The sequence below is a fragment of the Lelliottia sp. RD5 genome (genome assembly GCF_056032945.1).
The window spans coordinates 20,278-40,578 of sequence record NZ_JBVYHQ010000012.1 but is presented as its reverse complement, the minus strand read 5'-3'; the positions used below and the strand labels follow the sequence as shown (position 1 = coordinate 40,578).

Annotated in this window: 21 protein-coding genes; 10 read left to right on the top strand and 11 right to left on the bottom strand. The window is 54.3% G+C overall.

All coding sequences use genetic code 11. The features are described from left to right. The first annotated feature begins 18 nt into the window (after positions 1-18). Genes rpe through trpS form a run of 3 tightly spaced genes read left to right on the top strand, consistent with a single transcriptional unit; the run spans position 19 to position 2,447 of the window. Positions 19-696 carry a ribulose-phosphate 3-epimerase gene (rpe, locus tag AC0LWE_RS21705; RefSeq protein ID WP_015960760.1) on the top strand — a complete coding sequence of 226 codons (678 nt, stop codon included), beginning with the start codon at positions 19-21 and terminating at the stop codon, positions 694-696. Then, positions 689-1,450 (top strand): phosphoglycolate phosphatase, encoded by a 762-nt coding sequence (gph, locus tag AC0LWE_RS21700; RefSeq protein ID WP_059180275.1) that lies wholly within the window; start codon positions 689-691, stop codon positions 1,448-1,450. The genes rpe and gph overlap by 8 nt, the downstream gene beginning before the upstream one ends. Further along, entirely contained in the window at positions 1,443-2,447 is a 1,005-nt protein-coding gene (trpS, locus tag AC0LWE_RS21695; protein WP_202668715.1) for a tryptophan--tRNA ligase, read from the top strand. Before gph ends, trpS begins: the two co-directional genes overlap by 8 nt. Before the next feature lie 142 nt (positions 2,448-2,589). Here trpS and AC0LWE_RS21690 read toward each other — a convergent pair whose 3' ends face one another. From AC0LWE_RS21690 to nirB, 5 genes are all read right to left on the bottom strand, one after another. Then, positions 2,590-2,760 carry a YhfL family protein gene (locus tag AC0LWE_RS21690; RefSeq protein ID WP_072241954.1) on the bottom strand — a complete coding sequence of 57 codons (171 nt, stop codon included), beginning with the start codon at positions 2,758-2,760 and terminating at the stop codon, positions 2,590-2,592. A gap of 153 nt (positions 2,761-2,913) precedes the next feature. Next, positions 2,914-4,287 (bottom strand): siroheme synthase CysG, encoded by a 1,374-nt coding sequence (gene cysG / locus AC0LWE_RS21685; RefSeq protein ID WP_131486945.1) that lies wholly within the window; start codon positions 4,285-4,287, stop codon positions 2,914-2,916. An 11-nt stretch (positions 4,288-4,298) separates the two neighbouring features. Further along, positions 4,299-5,108 carry a nitrite transporter NirC gene (gene nirC, locus AC0LWE_RS21680; RefSeq protein ID WP_131486944.1) on the bottom strand — a complete coding sequence of 270 codons (810 nt, stop codon included), beginning with the start codon at positions 5,106-5,108 and terminating at the stop codon, positions 4,299-4,301. Positions 5,109-5,239: 131 nt separating this feature from the next. Next, entirely contained in the window at positions 5,240-5,566 is a 327-nt protein-coding gene (nirD, locus tag AC0LWE_RS21675) for a nitrite reductase small subunit NirD (protein ID WP_015960755.1), read from the bottom strand. Further along, a complete protein-coding gene (nirB, locus tag AC0LWE_RS21670; RefSeq protein ID WP_015960754.1) occupies positions 5,563-8,106 on the bottom strand; it encodes a nitrite reductase large subunit NirB in 2,544 nt (847 codons plus the stop codon). The genes nirD and nirB overlap by 4 nt, the downstream gene beginning before the upstream one ends. A gap of 240 nt (positions 8,107-8,346) precedes the next feature. On the opposite strand from nirB, the gene AC0LWE_RS21665 reads away from it, so the two are divergent. Next, positions 8,347-9,663, top strand: coding sequence for a cytosine deaminase (locus AC0LWE_RS21665; protein ID WP_059180271.1), 1,317 nt, complete (start codon positions 8,347-8,349; stop codon positions 9,661-9,663). 3 nt (positions 9,664-9,666) lie between these two features. Here AC0LWE_RS21665 and tsgA read toward each other — a convergent pair whose 3' ends face one another. After that, positions 9,667-10,851 (bottom strand): MFS transporter TsgA, encoded by a 1,185-nt coding sequence (gene tsgA, locus AC0LWE_RS21660; protein WP_204771811.1) that lies wholly within the window; start codon positions 10,849-10,851, stop codon positions 9,667-9,669. A gap of 346 nt (positions 10,852-11,197) precedes the next feature. Here tsgA and ppiA point away from each other — a divergent pair, with 346 nt between their 5' ends. From ppiA to argD, 5 genes are all read left to right on the top strand, one after another. After that, positions 11,198-11,770, top strand: a complete 573-nt coding sequence (gene ppiA / locus AC0LWE_RS21655; RefSeq protein WP_202668717.1) for a peptidylprolyl isomerase A — start codon at positions 11,198-11,200, stop codon at positions 11,768-11,770. Between the two features lie 106 nt (positions 11,771-11,876). Then, a complete protein-coding gene (locus AC0LWE_RS21650) occupies positions 11,877-12,044 on the top strand; it encodes a YhfG family protein (protein ID WP_072241953.1) in 168 nt (55 codons plus the stop codon). After that, positions 12,034-12,636: a putative adenosine monophosphate-protein transferase Fic gene (locus AC0LWE_RS21645; RefSeq protein ID WP_059180269.1), complete on the top strand. Its 603-nt coding sequence runs from the start codon at positions 12,034-12,036 to the stop codon at positions 12,634-12,636. The genes AC0LWE_RS21650 and AC0LWE_RS21645 overlap by 11 nt, the downstream gene beginning before the upstream one ends. Positions 12,637-12,665: 29 nt before the next feature. Then, positions 12,666-13,229, top strand: coding sequence for an aminodeoxychorismate synthase component 2 (gene pabA, locus AC0LWE_RS21640; RefSeq protein ID WP_202668718.1), 564 nt, complete (start codon positions 12,666-12,668; stop codon positions 13,227-13,229). 86 nt (positions 13,230-13,315) lie between these two features. After that, on the top strand, positions 13,316-14,536 hold the full coding sequence (argD, locus tag AC0LWE_RS21635; RefSeq protein ID WP_219347315.1) for a bifunctional acetylornithine/succinyldiaminopimelate transaminase: 1,221 nt from the start codon (positions 13,316-13,318) through the stop codon (positions 14,534-14,536). Here argD and AC0LWE_RS21630 read toward each other — a convergent pair. Together AC0LWE_RS21630 and crp are read right to left on the bottom strand one after the other, a co-directional pair. Further along, positions 14,533-16,620: a YccS/YhfK family putative transporter gene (locus tag AC0LWE_RS21630; protein ID WP_202668725.1), complete on the bottom strand. Its 2,088-nt coding sequence runs from the start codon at positions 16,618-16,620 to the stop codon at positions 14,533-14,535. The genes argD and AC0LWE_RS21630 overlap by 4 nt on opposite strands. 57 nt (positions 16,621-16,677) lie before the next feature. After that, positions 16,678-17,310, bottom strand: a complete 633-nt coding sequence (gene crp, locus AC0LWE_RS21625; protein ID WP_015960746.1) for a cAMP-activated global transcriptional regulator CRP — start codon at positions 17,308-17,310, stop codon at positions 16,678-16,680. A 309-nt stretch (positions 17,311-17,619) separates the two neighbouring features. Here crp and AC0LWE_RS21620 point away from each other — a divergent pair, with 309 nt between their 5' ends. Then, positions 17,620-18,024, top strand: a complete 405-nt coding sequence (locus AC0LWE_RS21620; RefSeq protein WP_059180265.1) for an OsmC family protein — start codon at positions 17,620-17,622, stop codon at positions 18,022-18,024. Positions 18,025-18,070: 46 nt separating this feature from the next. On the opposite strand, the gene AC0LWE_RS21615 is transcribed toward AC0LWE_RS21620, so the two are convergent. The 3 genes from AC0LWE_RS21615 to AC0LWE_RS21605 are packed head-to-tail and all read right to left on the bottom strand — an operon-like array spanning position 18,071 to position 20,208. After that, on the bottom strand, positions 18,071-18,940 hold the full coding sequence (locus AC0LWE_RS21615) for a phosphoribulokinase (RefSeq protein WP_059180264.1): 870 nt from the start codon (positions 18,938-18,940) through the stop codon (positions 18,071-18,073). 30 nt (positions 18,941-18,970) lie between these two features. Further along, positions 18,971-19,189: a YheU family protein gene (locus AC0LWE_RS21610; protein ID WP_059180263.1), complete on the bottom strand. Its 219-nt coding sequence runs from the start codon at positions 19,187-19,189 to the stop codon at positions 18,971-18,973. Continuing rightward, entirely contained in the window at positions 19,186-20,208 is a 1,023-nt protein-coding gene (locus AC0LWE_RS21605) for a hydrolase (RefSeq protein WP_059180262.1), read from the bottom strand. The genes AC0LWE_RS21610 and AC0LWE_RS21605 overlap by 4 nt, the downstream gene beginning before the upstream one ends. Positions 20,209-20,301: the final 93 nt, after the last annotated feature.

Below are 20,301 nucleotides of genomic sequence, written 5' to 3'. Positions count from 1 at the left end.
CATTTCAAGGAGATGCGGATGAAACAGTTTTTGATTGCTCCCTCAATTCTGTCGGCCGATTTTGCCCGCCTGGGTGAAGACACGGCCAACGCGCTGGCCGCCGGTGCGGATGTGGTGCATTTTGATGTGATGGATAACCACTACGTACCTAATCTGACCATCGGCCCGATGGTGCTAAAAGCGCTACGTAACTACGGAATCACCGCCCCGATTGATGTTCACCTGATGGTCAAACCGGTTGATCGCATCGTGCCGGATTTTGCCGCAGCGGGCGCGAGCATTATCACCTTCCATCCTGAAGCCTCCGAGCATGTCGATCGCACGTTGCAGCTCATAAAAGAGAACGGCTGTAAGGCGGGTCTGGTGTTTAACCCGGCGACGTCGCTGAGCTATCTTGATTACGTCATGGATAAGCTGGACGTGATTCTGCTGATGTCCGTCAATCCAGGTTTTGGTGGCCAATCCTTTATTCCGCAAACGCTGGATAAGCTACGTGAAGTGCGCCGTCGCATCGACGAGTCTGGCTATGACATTCGTCTTGAAGTGGATGGCGGCGTGAAGGTCAACAACATTGGCGAAATTGCTGCAGCGGGTGCAGATATGTTCGTGGCAGGCTCCGCCATTTTTGACCAACCGGATTACAAAAAAGTCATCGATGAGATGCGCAGTGAACTGGCAAAGGTAAGTCATGAATAAATTACAGGCAATTCGCGGTGTCGCGTTTGACCTTGATGGCACGCTGGTCGACAGCGCGCCGGGTTTAACCAGCGCCGTCGATCAGGCGCTGTATGCGCTTGAGCTGCCCGTTGCGGGTGAAGATCGGGTGATAACCTGGATTGGTAACGGTGCTGATGTGCTGATGGAACGCGCGTTGACGTGGTCCCGTCAGGAACGCGCCTTTCAACGTTCGGCGCAGGGTAAACCTGGCGTTGATCATGCTGATATCCCGCAGGATGAACAGCTACGCGTTCTGCGTAAACTGTTCAATCGCTTTTACGAAGAGACCGTGGAAGAGGGCAGTTTTCTGTTCCCTGACGTCGTCGATACCCTGAGCGCGTTGCATGCCAATGGCATGCCGTTGGCGCTGGTCACCAACAAGCCAACGCCGTTTGTGGCGCCGTTGCTGGAAGCGCTCGATATCGCAAAATATTTCTCGGTGATTGTCGGCGGTGACGACGTGCAGAATAAAAAACCGCATCCGGAACCGATTTTGCTGGTGGCAGGGAAATTATCCTTAGCGCCTGAGCAGCTGCTTTTTGTCGGCGATTCGCGCAATGATATTCTGGCCGCCAAAGCCGCAGGTTCGCCGTCTGTGGGTCTCACCTACGGCTATAACTACGGTGAATCCATCACGCTGAGTGAACCGGACGCCGTGTTCGATCACTTCAAAGATTTACTGCCCGCACTCGGGCTTTCGCACAGTGAACATCAGGAATCAAAAAATGACTAAGCCCATCGTATTTAGTGGCGCGCAGCCTTCAGGCGAATTGACCATTGGCAACTACATGGGTGCGTTGCGTCAGTGGGTGGGTATGCAGGATGATTACCACTGCATTTACTGCATCGTGGATTTGCATGCGATTACCGCGCGCCAGGATCCTGAGAAACTGCGTAAAGCCACGCTGGATACGCTGGCACTGTATCTGGCTTGCGGTATCGATCCGCAAAAAAGCACCATCTTCGTACAATCACACGTGCCAGAGCACGCACAGCTTGGTTGGGCGCTGAACTGCTATACCTATTTCGGCGAACTGAGCCGCATGACCCAGTTCAAAGACAAATCTGCACGCTACTCCGAGAACATCAACGCCGGTTTGTTTGACTATCCCGTGCTGATGGCCGCTGACATTCTGCTGTATCAAACCAACCAGGTACCGGTTGGCGAAGACCAGAAACAACACCTCGAACTGAGCCGTGATATCGCGCAGCGCTTCAATGCGATCTACGGTGATGTCTTTAAAGTGCCAGAGCCGTTTATTCCGAAATCGGGCGCGCGCGTGATGTCACTGCTTGAGCCGACCAAAAAGATGTCCAAGTCTGACGATAACCGCAACAACGTTATCGGCCTGCTGGAAGATCCGAAAGCGGTAGTGAAAAAGCTGAAACGCGCGGTCACAGATTCCGACGAGCCACCTGTTGTGCGTTACGATGTGCAGAACAAAGCGGGCGTTTCAAACCTGCTGGATATTCTCTCTGGCGTCTCCGGGCAGAGTATTCCTGAGCTTGAACAGCACTTTGAAGGCAAAATGTACGGCCATCTCAAAGGCGAAGTGGCGGATGCGGTTTCCGGCATGTTGACTGAACTGCAGGAGCGTTATAACCGTTTCCGCAATGACGAAGCGCTGCTGAATCAGGTAATGCGAGACGGTGCGGATAAAGCCAGCGCGCGTGCCGCTGAAACCCTGAAAGCGGTTTACCAGGCGATCGGCTTTGTGGCAAAACCCTAGGTAAAGCAAAACGATAATCGCATTATCGTTTCGAGTCTTTGTACTCTCCCCCCAGTGGGAGAGGGCAGCGTGAGTGCCTCAGACCGTACTCGCTGCAATAAAAAACCGGGAAATTCCCGGTTTTTTATTGCCTGAACAATGCTTATTGTTCTGCCGCGGGTCCGCAACCGCCAATTATTTTAGAAATTGAGATCGCCGGATGAAGCAAGTAATCGTAGCTGCAATTATTTTTGGTATTTTGAACGTGACCGGTGCAAGCCGTCAGGGTGGATAAGATGCCGACGACGAGCGCGGCTTTTGCCAGGTTAAACATACACTTTCCTTGTCAGTGACAAAATGAGCTGAAATGACCACGAGGGAATAAATGGAGAGATTCCATTTCGCGGAAGGTATGTTAGCGGCTGGGGTAAGAGGGGAGTAGTCCATATAAGGACTACTCAATTAAGGTCAGTTGTGCAGCGAGGGTTTAGTGGTTTGAAAACCAGTTGAGCTTTTCGCGAAGTTCAACCACGCGCCCGACGACGATCAGCGCCGGGCTTTCAACCTGTTTCGCCAGCTCGCCGAGCTGTGTGAGCACGCCGCTCACGACGCGCTGGGTAATCGCCGTGCCATTTTCGACCAGCGCCACCGGCATATCGTGCTGCATGCCGTGTTCCAGCAGTTTTTCCTGAATGGTCGCCGCCTGATTCAGCCCCATGTAGAACACCAGCGTCTGCTTTTCAGCGGCCAGGTTGTGCCAGTCCAGCTCACTTCCCGTTTTGAGATGGCCCGTCACCAGGCGCACGCTTTGAGCATAATCGCGATGGGTAAGCGGGATACCGGAATAGGCAGAGCAGCCAGAAGCCGCAGTGATTCCAGGCACCACTGAGAACGGCACACCCGCGTTGCAGAGCGTTTCCAGCTCTTCACCGCCACGACCAAAGATAAACGGATCGCCGCCCTTCAGGCGCACCACGCGTTTGCCTTTGAGCGCTTCACGCAGCAGGATCTGGTTAATTTCTTCCTGAGGAACGCAGTGATAGCCCGCACGTTTGCCCACGAATACGCGGTCGGCGTCACGGCGGACCAGATTCATAATGTCATCAGACACCAGACGGTCATACACCACGATATCCGCCTGCTGAATCTGCTGTAATCCTTTCAGCGTTAAAAGGCCCGCATCTCCAGGCCCTGCACCCACCAGCACCACTTCGCCGCGGTGATTCAGCGGTTCAGTCAGCAGGCGCTCGGTCGTCTCTTCGACGGCCTGATGATCCTGATTCGCCAGCGACTGCGCCAGACGGTCATTGACGAAGAATTTTTCCCAGAAGCGGCGGCGCTCGCCGACGGTTGCAAACGTCGTTTTCACCCGGGCGCGAAGTTGGCCGGCATAGCGCGCTACCTTCCCTAAATGCTGAGGTAAAATCGATTCGAGTTTTTCGCGCAATAAACGCGCCAGCACCGGTGACGTGCCGCCGGACGACACCGCGACCATCAGCGGGGAACGGTCAATAATCGACGGCATAATAAAGCTGGCTTCTTTTGGCGCATCGACCACGTTGCAGAAAATACGACGGGTTTCGCAGGCATCGCTGACGCGCTGGTTCACTTCGTCGTCATCGGTTGCGGCGATCGTTAACCAGCAAGTATCGAGCAGGGACTCGTCAAACTCGCCCTGCACCAGCGTCAGCATGCCTTCCTGTGCCCACACGTGAAATTGCGGATCGAAGGCCAACGCATTAACGGTAAGTTGTGCACCTGCTTCTAACAGCAAACGCGCTTTACGCTCAGCAACATCGCCACCGCCCACTAACAGGCAGTCTCGATGACGTAATTGACAGAAAATCGGCAGGTGATCCACGACATTACCTCTTAGGAATTGGCTTTCGCCTGTGCAGTTGCGATGGTGACGGGAGTCGGACGCTCCGCTTTAGGAGTAGCATACCAGTATCCTAAGCCCATAAACACTGCACCCGAAAGGGTATTGCCCAGAGTTACCCACAACAGGTTATGACCGATGCCCGAAAGGGTGAACGCGTCGTTGTGATGGCCAAACCAGGAGAGCGCGAAAAGCGTCATGTTTGCCACGGAGTGTTCGTAGCCGGAGGCAATAAACGCCAGCAAACACCACCAGATTGCGATGAATTTCGCGGCACCTTCCGTGCGGATTGCCATCCAGATCGCCAGGCACACCAGCCAGTTACAGAGCACGCCCTTGAAGAACAGCGTCATGGCTGGCTGCGTGGTTTTGGCGAGCGCAACGGTGTGTACAATGCTGGTATCCACCGGTAACAAACTGCCGCCACCCCAGCTGTACAGCAAGGCCACGAAGACGGAACCCAACAGGTTGCCGACCCAGGTTTGCGGCAGAATCGCCCACATTTGTCCCTGGCTAATTGTCCCCGCTTTGACGCCCAGCGCCAGGAACATGGTATGGCCGGTGAACAGCTCTGAACCGGCGATAATGACCAGGGTTAACGCGAGCCCAAACGTTGCGCCCATCACTAATGGACGCATGGAGGGTTCAAGTAAATTCCCTAGCGTGAAGATGAGAATAATACCGAGACCGACATAAGCCCCGGCCATGGCGGAACTGATCCAGAAGCCGAGAGGGTTATTTTGACTGAGGCGGGCAATGCGCGCAGCGTTAGCCGCACACTTATTAATGGTGTCTGCAAACATGTGATTATCCTTGTACACGCCCCCTCTATGCTGCCGACAAGAGGCAATGCGACGGGGTTGTGCAAAAAAGTTGAAAAGCTCCCGAACGGGAGAAAAGTACAAAAAAGGGGGCATTGCGCCCCCGATAACAATCAGCCCCTCAGCTGCACGTTGCCGTCTTTTACGCGGACGTCATAGTGCTTCACTGAGTGACTTTCATCTTCCATGCAGTGTCCGTCGCTTAAACGGAAACGCTGTTTTTTCAGTGGACTCGCCACCCACAGTTCGCCCTGATGCTCCGCAATCAAACCGCGAGACAGCACGCTGGCCTGAAAGAACGGGTCGATATTGCTGATCGCAAAGACCTGTTCGTCATGACGAGGGCGGAAAATGGCGACCTGTTCCGTACCCAGCAGTGCGCAAACGCCGGTCGCTGGAATGATGTCGTTAACTTTGCAGATGTTTACCCACTGGCTCATACGTTTTCCTCCACCAGAGTCACCGGAATGCGCTCGTATGGCGTCGCCGGACGATGCTGCTCACGCTCAGGAACAATCTGTACGTTCGGATCGCGCTGGGCGCTGTTGATAAAGTGTTTGAAGCGAACCTGCGCCGCCGGGGAATTCACGGTTTCAGTCCACTCGCAAATCACGGCGTCGCGCAGACGGGCCATTTCGGCTTCCAGCGCATCGTTCAGACCCAGTTTGTCGTCGATGATGACCGATTTCAGATACTCAATGCCGCCTTCCAGATTGTCCAGCCAGGACGCTGTACGCGTCAGCTTATCGGCGGTGCGGATGTAGAACATCATGAAGCGGTCGAGGTAATTCAGCAGGGTTTCACGATCCAGATCCGCGGCCAGCAGGTCTGCGTGACGGGGTTTCATCCCGCCGTTACCGCAAACGTACAGGTTCCAGCCTTTCTCGGTCGCGATGATGCCGACGTCTTTGCCCTGGGCTTCCGCACATTCACGGGTACAGCCGGAGACGCCAAACTTCATTTTGTGCGGCGTACGGATGCCTTTGTAGCGGTTTTCCAGCTCCACGCCGAAGCCCACGCTGTCGCCAACACCGTAGCGGCACCAGGTGCTGCCCACGCAGGTTTTCGCCATACGCAACGCTTTGGCGTACGCGTGACCGGTTTCGAAGCCCGCTTCGATAAGCTGACGCCAGATTTCTGGCAGGTCGTCTTTCTGCGCACCAAACAGGCCGATACGCTGGGAACCGGTGATTTTGGTGTACAGGTTAAATTCACGCGCCACTCGGCCAACTGCCACCAGTCCTTCCGGCGTAATTTCGCCACCGGCAGAACGCGGTATGACGGAGTACGTCCCGTCTTTCTGGATGTTCGCCAGGAAGTTGTCGTTGGTATCCTGCAGCGGCGTATGTTCTGGTTTCAGAACGTATTCGTTCCAGCAAGACGCCAGCAGAGAACCGACCGTCGGTTTACACACTTCACAGCCATAACCCTGACCGTGTTTTTCCAGCAATTCGTCAAAGGTCTTAATGCCTTCAACGCGGATGAGATGGTAAATCTCCTGGCGTGAGTAAGAGAAGTGCTCACACAGGTTGTTGTTAACTTCGATACCCTGTTTCGCCAGTTCGGCGTTCAGCACCTGAGTGACCAGCGGGATACAACCGCCGCAGCCGGTACCGGCTTTGGTTTCGGCTTTCAGTGCCGCAACGGTGTGGCAGCCCTTGTTGATCGCGGAGATCAGCATGCCTTTGGTGACGTCGAAGCAGGAACAAATTTGCGCGCTGTCCGGCAGTTTATCCACGCCGATTGACGGCTTACCGTTGGAGGCATGCGCAGGCAGAATCAGCGCATCCGGGTTTTCTGGCAGCTCGATGGCGTTCAGAACCAGTTGCAGCAGATTGCCGAAATCGGTGGTGTCGCCCACCAGCACCGCACCCAGCAGGGTTTTATTATCCGGGCTGACAATCAGACGTTTGTAGACTTCTTTGCTTTCATCGAGATATACGTAGCTGCGGGAGTTCGGGGTGCGGCCATGCGCATCGCCGATACCACCGACGTCCACGCCGAGCAGCTTCAGCTTGGCGCTCATATCTGCGCCGACGAAGGCATTTTCGTTACCCAGGATGTGGTCAACGGCGACCTGCGCCATTTTGTAACCTGGAGCGACCAGACCGTACACGCGGTTGTTCCAGCTTGCACATTCGCCGATCGCGTAGATATCCGGGTCGGACGTCTGGCAGGCATCGTTAATCATGATGCCGCCGCGCTGCGCCACAGCCAGACCGCACTGGGTCGCCATTTTGTCGCGCGGACGAATACCAGTTGAGAAGACGATAAAGTCCACTTCCAGCTCGCTGCCATCGGCAAAGCGCATGGTTTTGCGCGCTTCGGTGCCTTCCTGAACGATCTCTTTGGTGTTTTTGCTGGTGTGAACTTTCACGCCCATGCTTTCGATTTTACGGCGGAGCTGGTCGCCACCCATGTGGTCGAGTTGTTCAGCCATCAGCATCGGGGCAAATTCGATGACGTGGGTTTCGACGCCTAAGTTTTTCAGTGCGCCTGCCGCTTCGAGGCCAAGCAGACCGCCACCGACTACCGCACCACGTTTACTGCGGCGTGCGCAGGATTCGATCGCTTTCAGGTCTTCGATGGTACGATAAACGAAGCAATCCTGTGTTTCCGACCCTTTGATCGGCGGGATCCACGGGTATGAGCCAGTCGCCATAATCAGCTTGTCGTAAAAAACCGTGCGTCCGGCACTGGAGTGAATCACTTTTTCCTGGCGGTTAATGGTGATGGCGCGTTCGCCAACCAACACATTCACGCCATGCTTCTCATAGAAACCTTCACGAACCAGAGAAAGTTCTTCAGCGGTGTGGTGGGAGAAGTAGGAGGACAGGTGCACACGATCGTACGCCTTACGGGGTTCTTCACAGAAGACGGTAATATCAAACTGGGTAGCGTCTGCTTTATCGAGAAGATCCTCAATAAAGCGATGGCCGACCATGCCGTTACCAATGATAGCGAGTCTGACTTTGCTCATTTTTGCCTCGATTTCTTTTCTATTACTGCCTACCTTAACGATTCAGCAAAGGCACTTATTGATGCAAATCAAATACGCCTTCAACTACTCCTTAGTGGGTAGATGACTGATTTGTCAGGAATTTTCTAAGTGGCGGAAATAACTCGCTTTTCATAAGCGATGAATTTGTGTACAAAATTTGAGGTTAATCTGCAAAAGTTCGTACTCCCAAATTTCAGCACTGTTTTTCAGGGGAAAGGTATGTCTACATCACCGCTTTGGCTGGTTCAGAACGTTCGGTTACCGCAGCAAGAAGGGCTATGGCAAATCGCCATTCAGAATGGCCGTTTTGGCGAAATTACCCCAATAGGTGATGCGCCCGATGAAAGCCACGAAGTCCTCAACGCCCGTGGTGGCCTGGCGATTCCGCCGTTTATTGAACCGCATATTCATCTCGATACCACCCAGACGGCCGGAGAGCCGAGCTGGAACCAGTCTGGAACCCTGTTCGAGGGCATCGAACGTTGGGCGGAACGTAAAGCGTTCCTCAGCCATGACGATGTCAAAGCGCGTGCGTGGAAGACGTTGAAATGGCAAATGGCTAACGGCATTCAGTTTGTTCGCACCCACGTTGACGTCTCTGACCCTACGCTCACGGCGCTAAAAGCGATGCTGGAAGTGAAGCAGGAAGTTGCGCCGTGGATCACCCTGCAAATCGTCGCTTTCCCGCAGGAGGGGATTCTCTCCTATCCCAACGGTGCGGCGCTGCTTGAAGAAGCGTTACAGCTCGGCGCTGACGTGGTCGGCGCAATACCGCATTTTGAATTCACCCGTGAATATGGCGTGCAGTCGCTGCACATCGCGTTTGAACTGGCAAAAAAATACGATCGTCCGCTGGATATTCACTGCGACGAAATCGACGATGAACAGTCTCGTTTCGTTGAAACGGTTGCCACGCTGGCGTATGAGGCCGGGATTGGATCGCGTGTCACCGCCAGCCACACCACCGCAATGCACTCCTACAACGGGGCATACACCTCGCGGCTGTTCCACTTGCTGAAAATGTCTGGCATTAACTTTGTCGCTAACCCGCTGGTCAACATTCATTTGCAGGGGCGATTTGACGATTACCCGAAACGTCGCGGAATTACCCGCGTTAAAGAGCTTCAGGAAGCGGGTATCAACGTCTGCTTCGGTCATGACGACGTTTTCGATCCGTGGTATCCGCTGGGGACGGGCAATATGCTGCAAGTGCTGCACATGGGGCTACACGTCTGTCAGATGATGGGTTATCCGCAAATCGACAGCGGCCTCGATTTGATTACCCACAACAGCGCACGTACGTTTGGGCTGACGGATTACGGGATTAAGACGGGCAACCCGGCGAATCTGATCATTTTGCCTGCGGAAAGTGGTTTTGATGCGGTGCGCTGTCAGGTGCCGGTGCGCTGGTCGATTCGTCAGGGCAGAGTGATTGCGACGACGCAGCTGGCGCAAACGTGGATTCAAACGGATAGCGGGGGTGAAGAGGTGAGCTTTACGAATAACAGCCCCTTCGCTGAGCGCAAAGGGGCGTAAGGGTTAGTGCGAAACCGCTGCCGTGTTGTGCTGACGGTGGCGGGTTACAAAGCCCAGAATCAGACACATGACAAACACCACGGCATACAGACCGTTAGCCGTTTGCAGCGCCGCCAGCGGGCCGCTGTGTGCCACAATCGGCCCTGTGACCACGAAGGTCAACATGGTGCCAATGGTCCCGCAGGTCAAAACAAAGTTCACAAGCTTAGGTGACGCCACTTTGGTTTGCAGTGAGCCGAGGGTGATGATTGAGGTGTAAATCGCGCTGGAGAAGAAACCGAGCGTCAGAATAAACCACGCCATATGCTCCGGCGCACCGTTGATAAACAGATACATCAGCACGGTTGCCAGACCCGCCAGCACCGTCAAAATGCGCTGCAAATCGAAGAAACGCAGAATGAAGCTAAATGCCCACATGCCGAACATGTAAGACATCCAGAAATCGCTCACCAGCTTGCCCGCGTCGTTGAGGCTCATGCCCAGGCCTTTCGCGTATTCCGGAACCCAGGAGATAAAGCCCAACTGGCCAAGGATATAGCACAGCGCCGCAACGGACAGAAACAGTACGCCGATCCCCCATTTTTCTTTTGCGACAGGCTGCTCGCTCTGATCCGCTTTTTGACCCAGAACCGGGAATTCACAGCCAAAGGTCAGCACAAAAATAGCCACGTAGACCAGGCCGATACAGGCGTACACCCAATACCACTCGATGCTGCGAGCCAGCAGAACGGCGGCCACCATGGGGAAAATCATCCCCGCCATGCTGAAGAAGGAGTCGGTGAACAGCAGGCGTGCACCGCGCTGACGGCCTTCATACATGTGGGTAATCAGGAACGTACCGATGGACATGGTGATCCCGCTGACCAGGCCCAACACAAACATTGAGGCGGAGAACAGAGCGATACTGTGGCTGACCATCAGTCCCGCTACGGCCGCGACCATCAGGACAAAGCCGAAGCGCAGCTGCGTTTTCAGCGGCACGATTTCCATCAGCCAGGCATTCAGGAAAATGGAGATCAGAATACCGGCGTTAAGGAAGGTAAAGGTGTTGCTCATGCTGGAAACGGGGAGCTGGAAATAGTTGGCGATATCACCCATCACCATTCCGGTGACGATCACCAGTGCGCCGGTCAGGGCGTACGAGAAGAAGCTGATCCATGTGAGCTTAATGCGATTGCTGTTAGTCATGTCTGGCCTGTGAATTTACCCCGTGTCCTTCACGCTGCAAAGGCGTTTGCCGCCTGCCTGCATCACGAATTTATAAGGGTAATGAAAAGTAAAACGCGTTGACCGCGCCGTGTGCGCAGGGATTTTAATCATTAAAGTGATCCATATAAATCTTTTATGAAAATTAAGATCTGAATTGCATTAATTAGTGTGATTTAGGTCGCTTAATTGTGCGTCGGTTCCTACCCTTTTTACGGTTACAACTGTTTCAAATTCGTAAAATTAGGTAAAAGGCTAGCCTCCATCCATACTGCTCTTTAGAATCAAGCCACTTGCCTTTTTTACTGCGCTTTGTTAAGGAATTCTCATGCTCAAATCAACTCTGGCGGCTGTCGCGGCTGTGTTTGCCCTCTCTGCTGTTTCTCCTGCTGTTCTGGCAGCGAAAGGCGATCCCCATGTCTTGCTGACAACGTCTGCCGGAAATATTGAGCTGGAACTGAATAGCCAGAAAGCTCCGGTATCGGTGAAAAACTTCCTCGATTACGTGAACAATGGTTTCTATAACAACACCACGTTTCACCGCGTGATCCCGGGGTTCATGCTCCAGGGCGGCGGTTTTAACGAGCAAATGCAGCAAAAGCAGCCGAATGCGCCAATCAAAAACGAAGCCGACAACGGTCTGCGTAACACGCGTGGCACCATTTCGATGGCCCGTACAGCGGATAAAGACAGCGCCACCAGCCAGTTCTTCCTGAACGTTGCGGATAACGCTTTCCTCGATCACGGCCAGCGCGACTTCGGGTATGCGGTGTTTGGTAAAGTTGTGAAAGGTATGGATGTGGCTGATAAGATCTCGCAGGTACAGACGCATGACGTCGGTCCTTACCAGAATGTACCGACAAAACCGATTGTTATTCTGTCCGCAAAAGTTCTGCCGTAACCCTTTTCTCTGCGGGCGGTTCTCGCCCGTAACACTTGCGTCTCCCTGCGAAAGCGCGTTTTGCTGCTTATACTTGTGGCAAACGGACATATCAGGGAGGCGTTAAGTGAAAAAACTCACCGACAGGCAAAAATCCCGTCTCTGGGAACAGCAGCGCAACGTTAACTTTCAGGCCAGTCGGCGTCTGGAAGGCGTCGACAGCCCGCTCGTCACGCTAAATGCAGCAGACGCTCAACACCGTCTTGAGGAACTCAGGAGGCACTATGAGCGATAAAATCGGTGACGATCGCGATCCGTACCTCTATCCCGGCCTGAACGTGATGCGCAATAAGCTCAATATTCGTCAGGCGGATCGCCTTGCGCAGGCTTCATATGAACTCACGGCATTGCGTGCCGCAACCTTACCGCTTGGGCCGCCCGCACGCGGTTTGCCGCACCTGTGCGCCATTCATCGCCATCTTTATCAGGATATTTTCGACTGGGCAGGTGATATCCGTGAAGTCGATATTTATCAGGGCGATACGCGATTCTGCCATTTCGCCTATATCGAAAAAGAAGGCAACGGCCTGATGCAGGATCTTGAGGAAGAGGGCTATCTTGTCGGACTCGAGAAAAGTGAGTTCATCGCCCGCCTCAGCCATTACTATTGCGAAATCAACGTCCTGCATCCGTTCCGGATTGGTAACGGGATCGCCCAACGCGTCTTTTTCGAGCAACTGGCCATCCACGCGGGTTATCAACTGAGCTGGCGGGATATTGAACCTGATTATTGGTCTGCCGCCAATCAGAGCGGGGCTATGGGTGATTTAACCGACCTGACAACCATCTTCGCCAAAGTTGTGAGCGAAGCGCGGGAAACTGAGTAGAATAGGGCGGCTAATTTTTTGGAGCCGCCATGATTCTGCTGATTGATAACTACGATTCTTTTACCTGGAACCTGTACCAGTACTTTTGTGAACTGGGTGCTGAGGTGGTGGTCCGGCGTAATGATGACATCACGCTGGCAGATATCAACGCGCTGGCACCGCAGAAAATTGTCATTTCGCCAGGGCCTTGTACCCCTTCTGAATCCGGTATTTCGCTGGATGTGATCCGCGATTTTGCTGGCAAACTGCCAATTCTGGGCGTCTGCCTGGGGCATCAGGCGATCGGCCAGGTCTTTGGCGCGACCATCGTTCGTGCCGCAAAAGTGATGCACGGCAAAACGTCTCCGGTGACGCATACCGGAACCGGCGTGTTTCTCGGTCTGAACAATCCGCTCACGGTGACGCGCTATCATTCGCTGGTGATTGACCCACCCACGCTGCCCGATTGCTTTGAGGTGACAGCCTGGAGCGACACTCAGGAGATCATGGGCATTCGTCATCGCGAATGGGATCTCGAAGGCGTGCAGTTCCATCCGGAAAGCATCCTGAGCGAACAGGGGCATCAACTGCTGGCTAATTTCCTCCATCGTTGATTGGTTATTGCTTTGTTGTGATTTTTTATGCATATTTTGTGATTATATTTTCACGGTTAATGTGACATAAAATGGATGGGCATGACATGGCAACTGAACAATCTGCAATTACGCGCGCAACTTTCGATGAAGTGATCCTGCCGATTTATGCACCGGCTGAGTTTATCCCGGTAAAAGGGAAAGGCAGTCGCGTGTGGGATCAGCAGGGCAAAGAGTACGTTGATTTCGCGGGTGGTATTGCAGTGACGGCGCTGGGGCATTGCCATCCTGCTCTGGTCGAGGCGTTAAAAACGCAGGGCGAAACCCTGTGGCATACCAGCAACGTATTCACCAATGAACCCGCGCTGCGTCTGGGGCGCAAAATCATCGACGCCACGTTTGCCGAGCGCGTTCTTTTCATGAACTCAGGCACCGAAGCTAACGAAACCGCGTTCAAGCTGGCGCGTTATTACGCCTCAACGCGTCACAGCCCGTACAAATCCAAAATTATTGCCTTCCATAACGCCTTCCACGGGCGGTCGCTGTTTACGGTTTCCGTCGGCGGACAGCCGAAGTATTCCGATGGTTTTGGCCCAAAACCTGCCGATATCGTTCATGTGCCGTTTAACGATCTTCACGCCGTAAAAGCGGTGATGGACGATCACACCTGCGCGATTGTGGTTGAGCCGATTCAGGGTGAAGGCGGTGTAATGGCGGCGACGCCAGAGTTCCTGAAAGGCCTGCGTGAACTGTGCGACGAACATCAGGCGCTGCTGGTGTTTGATGAAGTGCAGAGCGGTATGGGGCGTACCGGCTCCCTGTTTGCCTACATGCATTACGGCGTGACGCCGGACATTCTGACAAGCGCCAAAGCGCTCGGGGGCGGCTTCCCGGTCAGTGCTGTGCTGACAACCCAGGAGATCGCGTCGGCATTCCACGTGGGATCTCACGGGTCGACCTACGGCGGGAATCCGCTGGCTTGTGCTATCGCGGGTGCGGCGTTTGATATTATCAACACGCCAGACGTGCTGAACGGTGTGAGTATGAAACGCGAACAGTTTGTGAAACATCTTCAGCAGATTGATGCCCAGTACGATGTGTTCAGCGATATTCGTGGAATGGGGCTGCTGGTTGGCGCAGAACTGAAGCCACAATACCAGGGCCGCGCGCGTGATTTCCTCCATGCTGCCGCGCACGAAGGGGTGATGGTGCTGAATGCTGGACCGGACGTGATGCGCTTTGCACCGTCGCTGGTGGTTGAAGCACAGGATATCGACGACGGTATGGCGCGCTTTGCCGCGGCGGTAGGGAAAATCGTTAAGGGTTAATGGGATTCGCGCCGCAGCAGGCGCGTTAACCAAATTCCATGATGCGGGCGTTGTCGCCAGGCGACCGATGAAATGGTATGCATGGTGTTCAGATGCCCGAGTATGCGCTGCAAGTGCTGTTCCAGCGTGCTCATCGGACCGTAGGTGAGCGTTTCTGGTCCTTCAAGAATATTCATATCCCCTGATTCACCCGGCGCGTCATATTCCAGGCGCTGCTGACACCGCTGCAACGCAATTTCACACGACTGCAAATAACGCTGCGCCAAATCCGGCGTCAGCATCGTATGCTCGCGCGCCAGCGTAGTCATCGCGTTGATATGCTCGACAATGAATTGGCTGTGGGTGACCCACAGTTTCATATCGGCCAGATAGTGCGAATTAAAGCCCGGCTCTTGCATGGCCTGATTCAGCGAGTTAAACAGCGCGTTATGAGCCTGATTGACCTTCATACGTTGGTACGCCAGCGGCGACGGCTGCGGATCGGCACTGAGAATCAGGCGAATAGCCTGCTGGTCGGCCTCGAGCGCATCATGCGCATTCTGGCGCAACAGGCCGCTTTGCCACTGTGGCCACAGCCAGACCATACCGCCAAACGCAATCAGACAGCCAATCAGCGTATCCACCAGTCGGGCGACAATAAACTGTTCGCCATTCAGGGTAAGCAGTTGCAGGGTATACACCGCGGTGACCGTAAAGCCGACCATCGCCCAGCCGTAGTTTTTACGGATAAACAGATAGCTGACCAGCGTGATAAGCAGCATGCCCGCCAGGGTGTAACCGTCCGGGACGTGGAAGTGCAGCGTGACGCCCGCAATCACCAGACCGGCAAGGGTTCCGCCCGCCCGGTGCAGGATCCGCACCCGCGTCGCGCCATAGCCGTTCTGCGTCACGAACAGCACGGTCATTAAAATCCAGTAGGGCTTGGGTAAATGCAGCGCCACGCCCATCAGGCTGGCGATACTGAGCATCACGCTAATGCGCGCCGCATTACGCAAAGCAGGGGATTTAAATGACAGATAGCTTTTGAGCGCCGGCAGCAGCGGCAAACGTTTCTGCTTATCCGCCATCAGATCACGGGAATAGAGCGGACGCTGGGTGCGCAGCACGCGTGCGATACGGCTGAAGTGCCAGGCGCAGAACTGTCCGACCGGATTATCGGGATGCTGACGGGCAATTTTCTCCAGCGCGCCCAACTGTTTATCCATGGTAAAGCGCGTGGGGTAGCGGTGATAGAGAATATCGTCAGCCAGCACGCGCAGTCGCGCCGCGACCGTCTGGGCATTCCAGCGGATCACCGCTTCGGCGTGACTGCGCTCCACCAGCTTTTGCACTTCCTGTGGATGATGCAGGCTGACGGAAATATGTTCCTGTAAATCCAGCCCTACCTGAAACGTGCGCAGCAGCCGTTTGTATTCATGGTTTTTATTGGCCGCCAGCATGTGTAGCTGCTGATAACACTGGCTGATTAAATCGACCACTTTTTGCTGACGCGTCAGTAACGGCGGCAGCGCCTTTTCCGGATCGGTATGCTGCGTCAGCAGGGTGTATTTTGCTTCGCAGTAATCAGCGAGCTGAACGTAGAGCAGGCTTAAGGATTCGCGCAACGGCTGCTCGCGCCACATCCAGAACCAGAACCAGTTGAATAATCCGTACCACAGCGTGCCAAACGCGTAGATCAGCAGCGGTTCCCAGACGGGCATATTCCCGGCGAGGCTGAGCGTAAAGATCGATGCAATCAGTGAGGCGGGAAGCAAGCGGGCATGCAGAGAACTGATTTCCGCCGTCACGCCGAGCGTGAGTGCCAGTACGGTCAAAATCAACGGCAGGGGGATATCGCGCGCCAGTAATAGCTGTACCGCGAGACTGCATCCGGCAAACAGCGAGCCGCCAATAATCAGGCGCTTGAAAAAGCGTTTATGCGGGGTATCGAGACCGGCAATATTACAGCAGGCAGGAACGAGGGAAAAAAGCAGACCGTGTTGCAGATGACCCAGAATCAAACCGACGGCCACGGGGAGACATAACACCAGCGTTTGCCGAAGTGCGTAGTTAACTTCCGGGTGATAGATCAGCCTGCGCCACATAGATGCCAGAGACAAAAACGGCGTGACACCTTGCGATGGCACGCCGTTCGACCGGAATTAACGCGTTCCGTAAACCACGATGGTTTTACCGTGGGCGGAGATCAGGTTCTGATCTTCCAGCATTTTCAGGATACGGCCAACGGTTTCACGGGAGCAACCCACGATCTGACCAATTTCCTGACGGGTAATTTTAATTTGCATGCCGTCAGGGTGGGTCATAGCGTCAGGCTGTTTCGCCAGGTTCAACAGCGTTTGCGCGATGCGACCCGTTACATCCAGGAAGGCGAGGTTACCCACTTTCTCGGAGGTGATTTGCAGACGGCGAGCCATCTGCGAAGACAGGCGCAACAGAATATCCGGGTTAACCTGAATCAACTGACGGAATTTTTTGTAGGAGATTTCAGCCACTTCACAGGCTGATTTTGCACGTACCCAGGCGCTACGTTCCTGGCCTTCTTCAAACAGGCCCAGTTCGCCGATGAAATCGCCCTGGTTCAGATAAGAAAGGATCATCTCTTTTCCTTCTTCATCTTTAATAAGCACTGCCACCGAGCCTTTGACGATGTAATACAACGTTTCCGCTTTTTCACCCTGGTGAATCAGCGTGCTCTTCGATGGGTACTTATGAATATGGCAATGAGACAAGAACCATTCGAGAGTCGGGTCTGTTTGCGGTTTGCCAAGCACCATGCGCTGTTATCCTCTGTTATAAGCTGTCACCAGAGTCATAAATCGCATCCTGACTCTGGGGTTGCAATCGAATTCTTCCCCGTACCTGGGAACTAGGCTGTCATAAGTGTTTGCAGCCTGTAATGTTTGATGTCCTCTGCATACATGTGTAACGTCAATGTATTACTGTAGCATCCAGAGTGTTTTAGCATAGCTTTTGCCGCGTGTCTCCTGGTGTCTCGCTTCAGCATGACGCAGGTCGTCTTCCGTTGCGAGAATTGTAACGCGCGGGTAATCTGTCCGGAAAAATGCAACGTCGGAGTGAATAAAATGCAAGCGCGTGTGAAATGGGTTGAAGGTTTAACGTTCCTCGGCGAATCCGCTTCAGGACACCAGATTTTGATGGATGGTAACTCCGGCGATAAAGCGCCAAGCCCGATGGAAGTGGTGCTGATGGCGGCGGGCGGATGCAGCGCCATTGACGTCGTCTCGATTCTGCAAAAAGGGCGTCATGACGTCACCGATTGTGAAGTGAAGCTGACATCTGAGCGTCGCGAAGAAGCACCGCGTCTGTTTACGCATATCAATCTGCACTTCATTGTGACTGGCAAAGCGTTGAAAGATGCCGCGGTTTCCCGTGCGGTGGATCTTTCTGCGGAGAAGTACTGCTCGGTGGCGTTGATGCTGGAGAAAGCGGTGAAAATCACTCACTCCTACGAGGTGATCGACGCGTAAGCGTTGACGAGATTCAGACCCTCTCCCACAAGGAGAGGGAAAAGGATCATTCGATCTTTTTGCCTTCCATCAGCCGTTGTACCAGCGGCATCATGATCAGCTCCATCGCCAGTCCCATCTTCCCGCCCGGCACCACCAGCGTATTAATGTGCGAAATAAACGAGCCCTGCAGCATCGCCAGCAGCCACGGATAATCAATATCGTCCAGATTACGGAAGTGGATCACCACAAAGCTTTCGTCCAGCGACGGAATCGTTTTTGCCGCGAAGGGATTCGACGTATCCACCGTCGGGACGCGCTGGAAGTTAATGTGCGTGCGGGAAAACTGCGGCGTCAGGAAGTTAATGTAATCTTCCATTGAGCGCACCACCGAGTCCATGACCGCTTCACGCGAATGGCCGCGCTCGCTGGTGTCGCGAGTGAGTTTCTGGATCCACTCCAGGTTGACGATAGGCACCACGCCGACCAGCAAATCGACGTGCTGCGCTACGTCATGCTGTGGCGTTACCACACCGCCGTGCAATCCTTCATAAAACAGCACATCGGTCGGTTCCGGGAGCGGCTGCCACGGCGTAAACGTGCCGGGCACCTGGTTCCACGGCACCGCTTCGTCATAGGTATGCAGATATTTACGCGATTGCCCTGTGCCGGTATGGCCGTACTCGGCAAAGGTTTGCTCCAGCAAACTGAAGTCGTTGGCGTCTGGCCCGAAGTAGCTGATGTGTTTGCCGAGATCGCGCGCCTTGCGGATCGCCATGTCCATTTCGGGGCGGGTATAGCGATGAAAACTGTCGCCTTCTACCTCGGCGGCGCGCAAGTTGAGTTGCGCGAAAATCTTACGAAACGCGAGGCTGGTGGTCGTGGTTCCCGCACCACTTGACCCCGTAACGGCAATAACCGGATGTCTGGCGGACATAGCAACTCCCTGACTGGAATGATGAAGCGATCAGCCGCGAAACTGATTGCGCGGCATGATGTTGACGGTTTCGTGCAGTTCAGACCACACCAGCAACACCTCGCCATTTTGTAGCTGCCGTTTCACATCGGCGACCTTTTGTTCAAGCGAGCGTTCATGTTCACCATAATCGGTGCCTTCGCGTAATACAAAGCTTTCAATCAGACTGTCCAGCGTTTCGGGAGCCAGATCTTGCCAGGGAATCATCATCGTGTTTTTTCCAGCCAGGGGGTTAACCAGTCGGGGATACGCGTTTCCAGCCACATTTTCGGACGCCGTAACGTGCCGCCGATAAAGCCAACGTGGCCGCCATGTTCGGTCAGCTGATACTGCACGTTAGCCGGCAAATAGCCCGGTGCCGGAATCGAATGGTGATCCATAAAGGGATCGTCTTTCGCGTGGATAATCAGCGTCGGTTTGGTTATCTGATTCAGCAACGGCATGGCGCTGCACTGACGATAATAGTCTAGCGCGTCGGCAAAACCGTGGATCTTCGAGGTGATCAGATCGTCAAACTCCCGCAGACGGCGCATGCGCTTGAGCTGTTGCAGGTTGATCGGCAGCGTATCGGGATAGGCTTTCAATTTGCGTGCCGCGTTGGCTTTCAGCAAATTCAGCAGATAGCGCTGATAAACGCGCGAAAAGCCCTTTTCCATATGATAGCTGCACTGCTCAAGCATAAACGGCGCAGAGACGATCACCGCCGCGTCCAGCGGCACGGCGTCGCTCTCTTTCGCCAGCAGGCAGGCCAGCATATTGCCACCCAGTGAATAGCCAACCGCCGCGGTAGGTGCCGCGCCGTAGGTCTTCGCCAGCCAGTGTAAAAACCAGGTGCCGTCTTCGGTTTCGCCGGAATGATAAATCCGCTCGCGACGGTTTGGCTCGCCGCTGCATCCGCGAAAATGCATCACCACACCGAGCCAGCCGCGCGCTTTTGCCGCGTGGATCAAGCCGTGCGCATACGGGCTGTGCAGGCTGCCTTCCAGCCCGTGGAACACCACCAGCCGAGGTTTATGCCTGGCCTGGTCGGGATCTTCGCTCCACGCTAAATCGACGAAATCACCGTCCGGCAGGTCGAGGCGTTGCCAGTGCGGATCAAACTGCAGTTTACGGCGCAGGAGCCTTGGCAGCATGGTTTGCAGATGCGGGTTAGCGACGCCACGCATTGGCACAAATGCGGCGCTCTCTTCACACGTGATATCAAAGTCAGATGGAATAATTTGGGTCATAACGATGCGATGTTCACTCTTGTCAGCCTTTACTATACCTGTCGAAGCGGATCCTGTTTACGAAAATGAGGCGGTGTTGACCTCCGATTCAGC